This window comes from Saccharothrix australiensis (assembly GCF_003634935.1).
GTDB lineage: Bacteria > Actinomycetota > Actinomycetes > Mycobacteriales > Pseudonocardiaceae > Actinosynnema > Actinosynnema australiense.
Window position 1 is genome coordinate 6,115,598 of the sequence record NZ_RBXO01000001.1, and the last position, 12,789, is coordinate 6,128,386.

Below are 12,789 nucleotides of genomic sequence, written 5' to 3' on the forward strand. Positions count from 1 at the left end.
CGCAGGGCACCGGGCCTCGACACGACCGGTACGCGGCGGAACCGGCGCGCGGCGGAACCGGCGCGCGACGAGCCCGGACGGCGCCGGAACCGGCCCGTGACAAGCCCGGACCGCGCCGGAACGGACCGCCCGCGACGCGACCGGACTGCGACGCGACCGGACTGCGATCAGCCCCGTGCGGGTGCCCGCGGTCCGGCGTGGCGCGCTCGGTTCAGGAGCGGCGACAGATCGCGCTGGAGACCCGGCCGAAGTCGACGTGCCTACGGGAGCGGAGGACGGCCATCGCGCGCTTCCCCTTCCAGGCGGTGGGCCGACGGGTTGATCACCCGACCGGCCGAAACGTAGCCACCCCGCCGCCGCGCGAACAAGGGCTGCCCACGGGCTGAAACCACGCTTCGGGGGCGGCTTGACAAGCGCACGGCCGCCCGGATCACGCCGTACGTCCGATTCGGCGCGACGGCGGGTGCCCGCGCAGTCACAGTTCGACAACGGGCTGGTTTCACCCGAACAGCCGTCCTGCAGGTTTGATCAGACGAGTGGTTTACCCCCGATAGGGTGACGCTTCCCGCACATTTGCACACCAGGAGTACCCATGCAGTTCGCACGGACCGTCGGCGCGACGCTCGGCGCCGCCGCGGTCATCGTGGCCACCGGCCTGATCACCAGCCTCCCCGCCTCGGCGCACGACAAGACCGTGTGGGCCAAGTGCGTGGACGAGAAGGCCGTGCTGCACGTGGACCTCAAGTCCTACGCCCGCCAGGGCAACGAGCTGACGGTCAGCGTCGACGGCAAGGAGCTGGACAAGAGGACGTTCGGCGCGGACTTCGCCCAGCGGTACGACGGCGGCGACGCCACCGCGCCGCACTCGTTCAAGGTCGTCGTGAAGGCGTCCGACAACGACAAGTACTCGTTCACCAGCAAGGAGGGCGAGCTGGACGTCCCGGTGTGCGCGGAGCGCGTGCCCACGACCGAGCCCAGCGCCCCCGGCACGCCCAGCAGCGAGCCGAGCACCCCCAGCAGCGAGCCGAGCACGCCGTCGGTGGAGCCCAGCACGCCGAGCAGCTCGCCCGCGCCGTCCAGCTCCGCGGCCGTCGCGCCGACCACGACCACCGCTCCCCCGGCCGAGGGCGGGCTGGCCAACACGGGCGCGAGCATCGCGATCCCGCTCGTGATCGGCCTGGTGCTGCTCGGCGGCGGTGTCGCCGTCCTGGTGGTGCAGCGCCGCCGCGCGAAGGCGTAGTCGCACCCGACCGACCGGCCCCGGTCCGCTGCCGCGCGGACCGGGGCCGGTTCGCGTCCAGGGCCGTCCAGCCCGCCGCGTCACCGCGCGGCCGACCCCGCCGCGAACCGGGTGCGGTTGTCCACCGAGCCGCCCCACCGGTCGGTGCGCAGGTTGGGTGTTCGATGCGATGAACCGGTGGATCAGGTAGCCGTTCGCGCCGTGCAGCTCGACGCCGTCGAACCGGCGGCCACGGCGTTGCGCGCGGCGGTACCCCGGCTCGCCCCGGCGGCGACACCGCCTGCCCGCCCGTCCGCTTCGGTCAGGGGCGGGAGCGAGCGCCCCGCCGGACCCGGCCGACCCGCGCCGCCCGGCAGCGGCTCGCCAGCTCCACCGCCGCCGACAGCACCGCGCCGCGCGCCACGACCTGGTCGACCATCCCGGTGCGCAACGCCTCGGCGGCGGTCACGCGGCGCACCATCAGCACCCGACCGCCGGTCATGCTGACGAGGTCGCCGCCCTCCGCGAGCACCCGGTGGTCGCACGCCATCGCCAGCTCGGCCACGTCGCCGACCGCGCTGCCGTCGATCGCCGCCACCACCGGCACCGGCAGCGCCGCCAACTCGTCGCGCAGCGCGTCCAGCTCCCGCAGGTGCGCGCGCCGCTCGGCGGGCGCGACCCGCGCCATGCCCTTGAAATCAGCACCTTTGAACTCGGGGGCCGCGGCGTCCGGCGGCGGCGGGCGCTCGCCGCCGTGCAGCACCAGGGCGGCGACGTCGGGCAGCTCCGGCAACGCGGCCCGCACGCGGGCCGGCGACAGCGGTTGGCGCACCCGGATGACCGCGACACCACGCGTGACTTCTACTGTGGCTGGCATCAGGTAGCCCATCGTGGCCGAGTTTTCGCCCGGTTGCATGCTCTGCACCCCTATCGGGTGAAATATGGGGTACAACTTGCCGGTGAGACGGATCTTGGCGTGCGCGCTGCTGCTGGCGACGGCCGGGTGCGCGACCCCGGTCGCGGGAAAGCCGGTGGCCGCGCCGACCACCACCACCACCGCCGCCGCGGCACCCGAGGTCGTGCGGTGGATGGACAACTTCTGCGGTGTCGCGAACTTCCTGGTCGCGTCCGGCGGCGTCCAGCTCGACCGGACGCCCGCCGACCCGGTCGCCGCGAAGAAGTCCGTCAGCGACGCCCTCGGGCGCGTGGTGGACGTGCTCAACGTGGCCGTACACGACCTCGGCGAGCTGACCCCGGCGCCCGTGCCCGCCGCCGACACCGCCGTCGAGGTGCTCGTCGAACCCCTGTCCAGGGCCCGTGACAAGTTCGTCTCCGCGAAGTCCACCGTGGACGGGGCGGCGGAGCTGACCTCGGACGTGTTCAACTCGATCGCGCAGGACCTGACCGAGGCCGTGACGGTGATGAACGACGCCGTGGAGAAGATGTCCGTCGTCTCGCTGCCCGAGGAGTTCACCGACGCCGCCGACCAGGCCGCCAACTGTAAGCGGTGACCGCACCTCCCGCGCCACCGCGCCGGCCGGCCGCCCACCCCCGGCCGGCGCCGGCGCCCGACCGCGACACCGGCCGCCCGCCCCCGCGACCGGCGCGGGCACCCGCGCACCACGTCCCGACCCGCCCCGCGCACCCGGCGTCCGCGCGGGCCGCTCGCAAATCTGGGGGCGCACCACCCATGTGCGAGCCGCTGTCGCGTGACACGTTGGGCGACGTGATCCCGTCCGCCGTAGACCGGCTCCCCGCCTCCTGGTGGCACCGCGGCGTGCGGTCGGGCACCCCGGACCCGGACGCCCCGCGAGGGCGGCCGGCGTGGGCCGCGTTCGTGGAACGCGCCACCGCGACCGCGGCCCACGAACACTTCACCGGCGGCGGCTGGGACGACGCGTTCGCGTTCGCCCTGCGCCCGCTGGTGCTCGCCGCCCGCGCCGAGGACCCCCGGCTGGACGACGACTTCGCCCGCCGCCTCGGCCACCGGCTGGCCCGCGTCGCCGCGCGCGCCCTGGTGCTGGAGCTGAACCTCCGGCGCCTCGCGGGCCGGCTGGAGGGCGACACGCCGCACGAGCGGTTCGCCGACTTCGTGCGGCGGCTGGACCTCGCGGAGCTGTGCGCGAAGTACCCGGTGCTCGCCCGCCTGCTCGGGCAGGCGTGCCTGCACGCCGTCCAGGCGCAGCGCGAACTGCTCGACCGGCTCGCCGAGGACCGCCCCGCGATCGTGCGCGACCTGCTGGGCGGCCGCGACCCCGGTCCGGTGGTCTCCGTCGAGACCGGCCGGGGCGACGCCCACCAGCGCGGGCGCGCCGTGGCGGTGCTGACGTTCCAGGACGGCAGGCGGGTCGTCTACAAGCCGCGCCCGGTCGCGCTGCACGCCGCGTTCGCCGGGTTGCTGGCGTGGTACGACGGCCACACTGGGCTGGGCCTGCGGGTGCCGCGCGCGCTGGTGCGGCCCGGCCACGGCTGGCTGGAGTTCGTCGAGCACGCGCCGTGCGCCGACGTCGCCGAGGTCGGCCGCTTCTACCACCGGCTCGGCGCGCTGATCGCGCTGCTGTACGCGGTGGACGGCACGGACATGCACTACGAGAACCTGATCGCGTGCGGCGACCAGCCGGTGCTGGTGGACGTCGAGACGCTGTTCCACCCCACCGTCGGCGTCGCGCCCGACCCGGCGGCGCGGGCGCTGGCCCGCTCGGTGCACCGCACGGCCGTCCTGCCCCACGTGCTGCTGGGCGAGCACGGCGCGCTGGACATCGGCGGGGTGGGCGGCGACCACGGCGACCGGTTCCCGGCGGACGGCGTGGCGTGGCGGCACCCCGGCACGGACCGGATGCGCCTGGTGCGCGAGCCCGTCCCGCTGCCGCCCGCGCCGAACCGGCCGACCGTGCTAGGCGAGGAGGCCGAGCCCGCCGACTACCAGGGCGCGCTGCTGGCCGGGTTCCGCGCCGGCTACGACGCCCTCTACGACCACCGCGACGAGCTGCTCGGCGAGGACGGGCTGCTGCGCGCGTTCGCCGACCTGCCGGTGCGGTTCGTGCCGCGCATGACCCAGCTGTACGCGACGCTGCTGGACGAGTCGACCCACCCGGACGCGCTGCGCGGCGCGCGGGACCGCGAGCTGGCGCTGGACCTGCTGTGGGACGAGTCCGCCGGGGAGGACGTGCTGCGCGCCCTGGTGCCGCACGAGCTGACCGACCTGTGGGCGGGCGACGTGCCGCTGTTCACGACCCGGCCGGGCAGCCGGGACGTCTGGTCGGCGACCGGCGAGCGGCTGCCCGACCTGCTGCCGGTGACCGGCCTCCAGGCCGCGTCGGCCAAGATCGCCGCCCTGGACGAGGTGGACCGGCACGAGCAGCAGTGGCTGATCAGCGCCGCGCTGGCCGGTCGGCCGCGACCGGTGGACCACCGCACCGGCGCGGGTGTGCCCGCGCCGGTGGAGGCGGGCGTGCCGGACCCGCAGCGGCTGCTCGGCGCGGCGTGCGCCGTCGCGGACGAGGTGCTGGCGCGGGCGAGCGCCGACGGCAGGCGCGTCAACTGGGTCGGCCTGGAGCTGGTGGACGACCGGCACTGGGCGGTGGCCGCGATGGGCGCGGGCCTGTCCAACGGCTACACCGGGGTGGCGTTGTTCCTGGCGCAGCTCGGTTCGCTGACCGGCGCCGCCCGCTACACCGAGTTCGCGCGCGACGCGCTCGCGCCGGTGCCGGGGCTGCTGCGCGCGTTCGCCGCCGACCCGGAGTTGGCGGCCGCCGTGGGCGGCGGCGCGTTCCACGGGCTGGGCGGCATCTGCTACGCGTTGGCGCGCTTGGCGAACCTGCTCGACGACGGCGACATCGCCGGGTGGCTGGCCGAGGCCGTCGACGTCGCGGCGACCGTCGAAGCGGCCGGTGCGGAACCGGCGAGCATCGTGGAGGGCTGCGCGGGCGGGCTGGCCGCGATGCTGGCCGTGCACGCGGAGGCCGGGCTGCCCGCCGCCGACCGGCTGGCCCGCCGCTACGCCGAGCGGCTGCTGACCGCGGAACCGGCGGGCGACGGTTTCGCGCGCGGTCGGGCGGGCGTCGGCTGGGCCGCGCTGCGCTACGCGCGGGCCCGCCGGGACACCCGCCTCGGCGTCCTCGGGCGCGCCCACCTGCGGGCGGACCGTGCGCTGCGGCAACGGCTGCTCGACGTGGCGGAGGCCGACCACAGCTGGTGCTCCGGCCTGTCCGGCGCGGTGCTCGCCCATTCGGCCCACCCCGATCAACCGGTCGACACCTACACGCTGCACCTCGACCGGTGCCTGAACGCCTTGGCGGTGCACGAACCCCTGCGCGACCTGAGCCTGTGCCACGGTGAGCTGGGCGTCCTCGAATCGCTGGCCGTGCTCGCCGAGCGCGGCCACGACCTGGCGAGGGCGATGCTGACCCGGCGCGCCGGTCTCGTGCTCGGCGCGCTGGACCAGTACGGGGCCCGGTGCGGCACACCCGGTGGGGTGCCGTCGGCCGGTCTGCTGACCGGCCTGTCCGGGATCGGCTACGGCCTGCTCCGCCTCGGTTTCCCCGAGCGGGCGCCCTCGGTGCTCCTGCTCGAAAGCCCTGCAAATCCCTACCCTCGCGAGGAGAAACACCGATGATCGACGCCGACCGCGACGAGGTCGCCACCTGGCACGACGACCAGGACGGCGACCACCCCGCCGGGGAGATGGCGCTGCACCGCAAGTCCAGGGCAGGAGCGCGGGCGCGTGCGCTGGCCGGCCTGACCCTGGCCGTCGGCGCGTACGCGGTGGTCACCGCGGGCCTCGCCAACAGCACCTCGGTGAGCGCGCCCGTCATCTCGTGACGCGCGCGTGACCCCGACGCCGGACTGCCCGTCCTGACTGGGGGTGCGGGCAGTCCGGCGTGCGCTTGGCTAAGGTCGGCACCCATGCAGACCCGCGCGCCGGTCGTGGTCGGCCGCGACGCCGAGCTACGGGTGCTCGACCAGGCCCTGTCCGACGCCGGCGCGCGACGCGGGCGCGCCGTGTTCCTCGTCGGCGAGCCCGGCATCGGCAAGACGCGGCTGGCGCGGGTGACGGCGGGCGCGGCGTTCGACCGCGGGATGCGGGTGCTGCGCGGGCGCGGTTCGACCATCGGGCCGATGGTGCCGTTCCGGCCGTTGACCGAGGCGCTGATGTCGCTGGTGCGCGGCGGCGACGGGCCGGACCCCCGGCAGCTCGGCCCCTACCAGCCCGTGCTGGGCCGGCTGGTGCCCGAGTGGGGCGGCGAGGGGCCGGGCGGCGACTCGGTCGTGGTCCTCGCGGAGGCGGTGCTGCGCCTGCTGGTGGTGATCGGCCGCGTCAAGCCGTGCCTGCTGGTGCTGGAGGACCTGCACGACTCGGACGCCGAGACGCTGGCGGTCATCGACTACCTGGTGGACAACCTCGACGCGGTGCCCGCGGCGCTGCTGGTCACCACCCGCGCCGACCCCGGACCGACGCTCGACGTGGTCCGCCTCGCGGCGCAGCGGGACGCGGGCACGCTGCTGGAGCTGCGCAGGCTCGACGAGGCGCAGGTGCGCCGGATGGTCGCGTCGTGCCTGGAGGTCGACGCCGCCGAGGTGCCCGACGCGGTGGCCGAGCGCCTGTGGGCGGACAGCGCGGGCAACCCGTTCGTCGTCGAGGAGCTGCTGCACAGCCTGGTCGGCGGCGGCCTGCTGGTGCGCGGGCCGGACGGCTGGCGGGTGCTGGGCGAGCTGCGCGTCGACGTCCCGACGGCCCTGGTGCGCTCCATCGCCCACCGCACCGACCGCCTCGGCCCGCAGGGCCGCGAGCTGCTCTCCGTCGCCGCCGTGCTGGGCCACCGGTTCCCGCTCTCGGTGCTGCGCGCGGTGACCGGCATGGACGACCGGACCCTGCTGTCCCACCTGCACGCGGGCGTGGCCGCGCAACTGGTGACGCCGGACGAGCCGGTGCCCGACTGGTACGCGTTCCGCCACCCGCTGACGGCGGAGGCGCTGCTCGCGCAGCTCACGCCGACCCACCGCGCGGACGTGTCGCGGCGGACCGCCGACGCCGTCGAGCGCCTGCACCCCGGCCTGCCCGGCGAGTGGTGCCCGCTCGTCGCGTCCCTGCGCCTGGACGCGGGCGAGACGGCGGAGGCGGGCGCGCTGCTGGCGGAAGCCGGTCGCCGCGCGCTGGCTGACGGGGCGGCCGGTTCGGCGGTGCGCCTGCTCGACCAGGCGCACCGGCTGCCCGCGGGCCTGGTCGACGTGGGCGTCCGGGCCGACGTGCTGGCGTCCCTGCTGCCCGCGCTCGGCGAGGCCGGCCAGTTCGAGCGGGCGTTCAAGCTGGTCGACGCGGTCGCCGAGCTGAGCGCCGCGGGCCTGGACCGCATCCGGCGGGCCGAGCTGCACACCGGGCTGGCGCGGGTGGCGTGGCTGGCGGGCCGGTGCTCGGAGGGCATGGCGCAGGTGGACGCGGCACGCGCCCTGCTCGGCCCGGACGACGACGCGCACCACGCGCGCGTCGACGCGGTGGCGGCGTTCCTCACCCTCGACGCCCAGCGCCCGGACCGCATCGCGTCCGCCGAGGTGCTGGCCCGCAAGGCCGCCGAGGCCGCCCGCCGGGCCGCGCTGCCGCAGGTCGGCTGCGAGGCGTGGCAGCTGCTGGGCATCCTGGCGCGCGAGCGGGACCTGGGCGAGGCGGCGGACCACTTCACCAGGGCCAGGCAGCTGGCCGAGGAGCACCGGCTGCCCATCCAGCGCACGTACGCGGCGGTCCGGCTGGCGGGCATCGACTGGTTGGCCGAGGGTTCGTCGGAGCGGCTGGTGGAGGCGCGCGAGGAGGCACTGCGCGTGGGCGCGATCACGGTGGCGTACAACGTGGACGCGATCCTCGGGCTGGACGCCGTGCTGCGCGGGCAGTACGCCGCGGCGGAGGAGAGGCTGGCCCGCTGCGGCGAGGGCACCCGACGCCTGCACCTGGACGCCATGACGCTCTACGTGCTGATGGCGCAGGCCACCGCCGCGGCGCACCGGGGCAGGCGGTCCGAGCTGGACGCCGCGCTCGCGGAGTTCGACGACCTGGGCGGCGTCGGCTCGCAGGAGCGCCCGCTCTGCTTCGGCCTCGCCCGCGCGTTCTGCGCGCTGCTGGAGGAGGACCGGGACCTGGCGGCGCAGGACCTGGCCCGCGCCGTGTCCTACGAGGCGGAGGCGCCGACCACGTTCCACCTGTCCGGTACGCACGGCCTGAGCCTGCTGCTGGCCGCGCTGTCCGGCGAGCTGGACCACGCGGGCTACCGGCTGGCCACGCGCTCGGCTGCCGCGGGCATGCGGTGGAACCGGGTGTTCGGCCAGTTCGCGCTGGCCGTCCTGCTGGGCCGCGACGGGCGGGAGGCCGAGGCCGCGGCGGCGGTGCGGGCGGCGAAGGACGCCGCGACCATCTACCCGCTCGCCCGGCACCTGGGCCTGCGGCTGGTGGCGGAGGCCGCGATCGGCGACGGCTGGGGTGAGCCGGTCGGCTGGCTGCGCGGCGCGGAGGAGCACTTCCACCAGTCCGGCGTGCCCGCGGTGGCCAGCGCCTGCCGCGGCCTGCTCAGGCAGCTGGGCGCCTCGGTGCCCCAGCGGCGGACGGGCTCGGACCAGGTGCCGCGCGAGCTGCGGGCGCTGGGCGTCACCGTGCGGGAGTTCGAGGTGCTCCGGCTCCTCGCGGGCAGGCTGGGCAACAAGGCCATCGCGACCCGCCTGCACATCTCGCCGCGCACGGTGGAGAAGCACGTGGCGAGCCTGATCACCAAGACCGCCCGACCGGACCGCGAGTCCCTGAGCAGCCTGGCGGCCGACCTCGGACCCCCCGACCGGCCCTGGTAGCCGACCGGGCCGTTCGCTAGGAACGTCACGTGAGACTTCTCCTGGCACTGGTGCTGGCGGTGGTGATGGGCGGCGGCGTCGCCCAAGCGTCCGACGACGCGGCGACGACGGCCCGCGACCCGGACGTGACGAAGGGGCCGTGCGCCTACGCGAAGACCCCCGACGACCCACCGGCGCGCCCGGTGAAGCTCCCACCGGACCCGAGGCGCACGCCGGCCAAGGGCAAGGTCGACGTGGTGCTCAAGACCAACCAGGGCCCCATCCCCCTGGTGGTGGACCGCGCGCAGGCCCCGTGCACCGTCCAGAGCTTCCTGCACCTGGTGACGAAGAAGTTCTACGACCGGACCACCTGCCACCGCCTCACCGCCTACCCGACCCTCAAGGTCCTCCAGTGCGGCGACCCGACCGGCACCGGCGAACGGGGACCGGGCTACAAGTACAAGGACGAACTGCCCACCGACCTCAAGCCCGCGCCGAACGACCCGACCGGCGAACGCCGCATCTACCCGCGCGGCACCCTGGCGATGGCCAACGCGGGCCCGGACACCAACGGCAGCCAGTTCTTCCTGGTCACCTCGGACTCGACGCTGCGACCCCACTACACCGTCTTCGGCACCGTCGAGCCGGCCGGCCTGGCCACCCTGGACCGGATCGCGGCAGCCGGCATCGCACCCACACCGGACAACCCGACCCCCGTCGACGGCCGCCCCGCCACGCCGGTGGACATCAGCCGCGCAAAGCGCACCTGCTGACCCCCACCACCCGCCCTTCCACACCACCGCGCACTGCTTCAAGCGCAGCTTTAAGCAGTGCCCCCATCCTCGGTGGCCTGCCGTCCGGCGAGGAATCTTTTTCTTTCCGCTCAAGTCCTTTTGCGCGTGCCGGACAGCCAAACGAGCCGGGGCGTGGTGTCGTTGTCGTCTCGGAAGTAGGTCAGGGCGCTCTCGGGCGTGTGGAGACGTGCCCGGAAGTCGCCGTCGGTGGAAATGATCTCAGCGTGGTCGTGAAAAGCCATGCCGTAGGCGGCGATGTGGCCGTCGTGGCGGTGGCCGTACTCCACAGCCACCGCGAACAACCGAGGGGCGTCGTCGACCGCCGGCCCTTCCAGGAACGCGGTGAACCCGGCCTCATCCCACAACGGTTCGGACTCGACGGAGTCGATCATGAGGTTTGCGCCTCCACGCTCGTCAGCAGCTCCGCCAACTCCACGGCGGGCAACAGCACGCGCCCGCACGCGTCAGGCGTCACCAACCAGCTGATCGAGATCCCGGCGACGGAGGTCGGCGGCAACGGCAGCACCGAGCCATCCGTGAAGATCCGCACGTCGTCGCGCGTCAGCCCTGGTGGAAAGGGAGGCCGGACGAGGAAGAAGTCGATCGGCAGGGCCAAAGCGGTCGCCACCGGCGTCGGCCGGTGCCGGAACCACTGGTGTCCGACCAGCGCCTCGGCTCGTTCCCTGCGAACGGACACCACACCGACCGACGGTCCGGTCACCACCAGCACCACGGGACCGCCGGCCCGCTGCGCGCCCCACCACTCACGCACCAAGCCGGGGTCCGTGGTGGCCTCGGCCGGTGCACGCAGGTGAACCTCCTCGACCGACTCCCCGGTGGCGGGGTCCACGAACCGCCCCGGCCGGAGGGAGGGGCCGGCGAAGCGGGGCGACTCAATGAGCGAACATCAACATCCACCGGTCAACTTGCACAGGCGGTGACCGATCGGCTACGCAACGGTAAGACCATGCATGGGAGGCACCGACTACGGGAAGGCTTCGGCCATGAGCGGTGACACTGGAACACCCGGACCGGGAAGGAACGTCGCGCTTCTGCGCAAGCAGCGCGGCATGAGTCAGGCGACGCTCGCCCGTCGGGCCGGCGTGTCCGTGTCCCTGCTGAGCAAGATAGAAATCGGTGACCGGGCGCTGAGCCAGGGAGTCGCCGCAGCCCTCGGCCGGGCCATGAGCGTCACGCTCGACGAGGTGCTGGGGCGAGCACAGCCGACGCCCAACAGCGAGGAACACCTCAAGGAACTACGGTCGTCGATCCGTCGGTTCGACCTGCCCGGCGAAGCGTCGGCCGACTTCGCGCTCCTCACCCGCGAACTGGACGAGCTGACCACTCTCCGGTCAAATGCGAAGCTCTCCGAAGTTCTTCGGAAGACGCCCGGTTTGCTGGCCAACGCGACGAATCACGCCCACGCGGTCGGCACGCCCCCGGCGTGGGCGATCGTCGCCGACATCTACAGCGCGGTTTATTGGCTCGCGGCCCGACATCGTTGGATGGATCTCGCGGAACTGGCCGTCGTGAAGCAGCGGTTGGCGGCGGAGCGGGCGACGCCGCTGGTCGCCACCGTCGCCGCGCGGGACGAGGCCGGGGTGTTCCTCAACTCGGGCGATTTCGAGGGCGGGTTGGCGGTCGTCGACCGCGCGATCGTCGAAGCCGAGTCCACCACGAGCGGACTGGAGAGGACGTTCGGCGTGGGGCAACTGCACCTCCGCGGCCTCACGCTGGCCGGGCGGCTGGGTGACCGCGCCGAAGCCGAGCGGCACGCGGCGGCGGCGTGGCGTCGGGCCGGAGAGCTGCCCGAAGACGTGCGACTGCACGGCATACACTTCGGCCCGGAGAACACCGCACATCACCTCGTCGCGACGTCCGTGGACCTGGACCAGCACCGGAAGGCCCTGGAAGTGGCGGACCAGCTCAACCGACACCCGCCGACTCTCCCGGCGACCAGAACCGGTCCCCTGCACCTGAACGAGGCCAGGGCGAAACTCGCGCTCGGCGACCGGGACGGCGCTCTGGAGTCGCTCACCCGCGCCTGGGGGTCGGCCCCGCAGCTGGCGAAGGTGCACCCGCACAGCCAAGAGCTGTTGCGCGTGCTCATCTCCCTCCACAGGAGGAGCAACCCGAGGCTGACGAAGCTCGCGAAGTCGGCCGGCGTCACCGTGTGACCGACAGCAGGGCCACCGCACACGGACCCGCCGTCAGCCAACCGGCGCGACGATCCGGATGTCCGAGCTCCACCCCGCGAACCGGTGCACGCTGCGCCGGAAGACCTTCTCCTCCAACGTCTTCAACGTCTGCTCCACGCGCACCGGCAGGTCGCCGGGACCGACCCAGACCACCGCCGTCGCCGTGAAACCCGAGTCGTACGCGGCCAGCAGGTGCGACCGGAGCGCGAGGTCCGCCGTCTGCTCGGCCTGCGCCCGCAGGTCGACCAGCATCGTGTACCGGTGGGTGGGCACGCCGTCCACCTCCTCGTCGCCGGTCGCCACGATCAGCGAGCCGCGCAGCGCGCCCACGACCGATCCGGGGTCGACCTCGTCCGGGATGCCCTCGACCGCGGTGCCGGACTTCACCGGCGCGCGGTCCGACCGACCGAGCCGCGACCAAGCCGCCGCGCCCGTCCTGGCGTACCCGGCGTCGGGCAGCACCACCACGTCGACGGCGTCCTCGCGCAACGCGACCAGCCGGCCCTCGCGGGCGCGCACCAGTTCGCCGTCGACCCGCACGCGCCGCCCGGACAGGGTGGTCTCGGCGTCGAACCGCACCGAGTGCTGCGCGGTCGACCGCGACACCAGCGACGCCACCAGCGACGCCGCGTCGGGCGCCACCGGTTCCAGCGTCGCGGCCGGCAGCGGTGTCGGCTCCGCGCACCCCGCCAGCAGACCGGCGCACAACAGCAACGGGACCACGGACCTGCGCATGACTTCTTCCCCCACGAAACGGTGAACGGCGTTCATC

11 protein-coding genes are annotated in these 12,789 nt (G+C 74.5%); 7 read left to right on the plus strand and 4 right to left on the minus strand.

Annotation, left to right across the window (positions count from 1 at the left end; translation table 11 throughout):
• Positions 1-592 precede the first annotated feature (592 nt).
• Complete coding sequence (locus C8E97_RS25790) at positions 593-1,240, plus strand: LPXTG cell wall anchor domain-containing protein (protein ID WP_121008038.1); 648 nt, start codon at positions 593-595, stop codon at positions 1,238-1,240.
• Positions 1,241-1,541: 301 nt separating this feature from the next.
• Here the strand turns inward: C8E97_RS25790 and C8E97_RS25800 are convergent, their stop codons facing one another.
• On the minus strand, positions 1,542-2,135 hold the full coding sequence (locus tag C8E97_RS25800) for an enoyl-CoA hydratase/isomerase family protein (RefSeq protein ID WP_147455234.1): 594 nt from the start codon (positions 2,133-2,135) through the stop codon (positions 1,542-1,544).
• Positions 2,136-2,178: 43 nt separating this feature from the next.
• Between C8E97_RS25800 and C8E97_RS25805 the strand changes: the two genes are divergently transcribed.
• The 5 genes from C8E97_RS25805 (at position 2,179) to C8E97_RS25825 (ending at position 9,798) form a co-directional block, all read left to right on the plus strand.
• Entirely contained in the window at positions 2,179-2,730 is a 552-nt protein-coding gene (locus C8E97_RS25805; protein WP_147455235.1) for a hypothetical protein, read from the plus strand.
• Positions 2,731-2,945: 215 nt separating this feature from the next.
• Positions 2,946-5,834, plus strand: coding sequence for a type 2 lanthipeptide synthetase LanM family protein (locus C8E97_RS25810; RefSeq protein ID WP_121012379.1), 2,889 nt, complete (start codon positions 2,946-2,948; stop codon positions 5,832-5,834).
• Positions 5,831-6,040 (plus strand): hypothetical protein, encoded by a 210-nt coding sequence (locus C8E97_RS25815; RefSeq protein WP_121008041.1) that lies wholly within the window; start codon positions 5,831-5,833, stop codon positions 6,038-6,040. Before C8E97_RS25810 ends, C8E97_RS25815 begins: the two co-directional genes overlap by 4 nt.
• An 84-nt stretch (positions 6,041-6,124) precedes the next feature.
• A complete protein-coding gene (locus C8E97_RS25820) occupies positions 6,125-9,046 on the plus strand; it encodes an ATP-binding protein (RefSeq protein ID WP_121008042.1) in 2,922 nt (973 codons plus the stop codon).
• A gap of 65 nt (positions 9,047-9,111) precedes the next feature.
• Complete coding sequence (locus C8E97_RS25825; protein ID WP_121012382.1) at positions 9,112-9,798, plus strand: peptidylprolyl isomerase; 687 nt, start codon at positions 9,112-9,114, stop codon at positions 9,796-9,798.
• 110 nt (positions 9,799-9,908) lie between these two features.
• On the opposite strand, the gene C8E97_RS25830 is transcribed toward C8E97_RS25825, so the two are convergent.
• Both C8E97_RS25830 and C8E97_RS25835 read right to left on the minus strand, forming a co-directional pair.
• Entirely contained in the window at positions 9,909-10,211 is a 303-nt protein-coding gene (locus tag C8E97_RS25830; protein WP_246019165.1) for a hypothetical protein, read from the minus strand.
• The gene (locus C8E97_RS25835) at positions 10,208-10,552 is read right to left on the minus strand and encodes a hypothetical protein (RefSeq protein WP_147455236.1); all 345 of its coding nucleotides are present in this window, start codon (positions 10,550-10,552) and stop codon (positions 10,208-10,210) included. Before C8E97_RS25835 ends, C8E97_RS25830 begins: the two co-directional genes overlap by 4 nt.
• A gap of 271 nt (positions 10,553-10,823) precedes the next feature.
• Here C8E97_RS25835 and C8E97_RS25840 point away from each other — a divergent pair, with 271 nt between their 5' ends.
• Complete coding sequence (locus C8E97_RS25840; protein WP_211347136.1) at positions 10,824-11,996, plus strand: helix-turn-helix domain-containing protein; 1,173 nt, start codon at positions 10,824-10,826, stop codon at positions 11,994-11,996.
• A gap of 33 nt (positions 11,997-12,029) precedes the next feature.
• On the opposite strand, the gene C8E97_RS25845 is transcribed toward C8E97_RS25840, so the two are convergent.
• Complete coding sequence (locus C8E97_RS25845) at positions 12,030-12,752, minus strand: hypothetical protein (protein ID WP_121008045.1); 723 nt, start codon at positions 12,750-12,752, stop codon at positions 12,030-12,032.
• Positions 12,753-12,789 lie beyond the last annotated feature (37 nt).

Coding starts and splice junctions, on each gene's coding strand:
- C8E97_RS25830 (WP_246019165.1), bottom strand. CDS start 10,211: ATGATCGACTCCGTCGAGTCCGAACCGTTGTGGGATGAGGCCGGGTTC.
- C8E97_RS25840 (WP_211347136.1), top strand. CDS start 10,824: ATGAGCGGTGACACTGGAACACCCGGACCGGGAAGGAACGTCGCGCTT.
- C8E97_RS25800 (WP_147455234.1), bottom strand. CDS start 2,135: ATGCAACCGGGCGAAAACTCGGCCACGATGGGCTACCTGATGCCAGCC.
- C8E97_RS25845 (WP_121008045.1), bottom strand. CDS start 12,752: ATGCGCAGGTCCGTGGTCCCGTTGCTGTTGTGCGCCGGTCTGCTGGCG.
- C8E97_RS25790 (WP_121008038.1), top strand. CDS start 593: ATGCAGTTCGCACGGACCGTCGGCGCGACGCTCGGCGCCGCCGCGGTC.
- C8E97_RS25825 (WP_121012382.1), top strand. CDS start 9,112: ATGGGCGGCGGCGTCGCCCAAGCGTCCGACGACGCGGCGACGACGGCC.
- C8E97_RS25815 (WP_121008041.1), top strand. CDS start 5,831: ATGATCGACGCCGACCGCGACGAGGTCGCCACCTGGCACGACGACCAG.
- C8E97_RS25820 (WP_121008042.1), top strand. CDS start 6,125: ATGCAGACCCGCGCGCCGGTCGTGGTCGGCCGCGACGCCGAGCTACGG.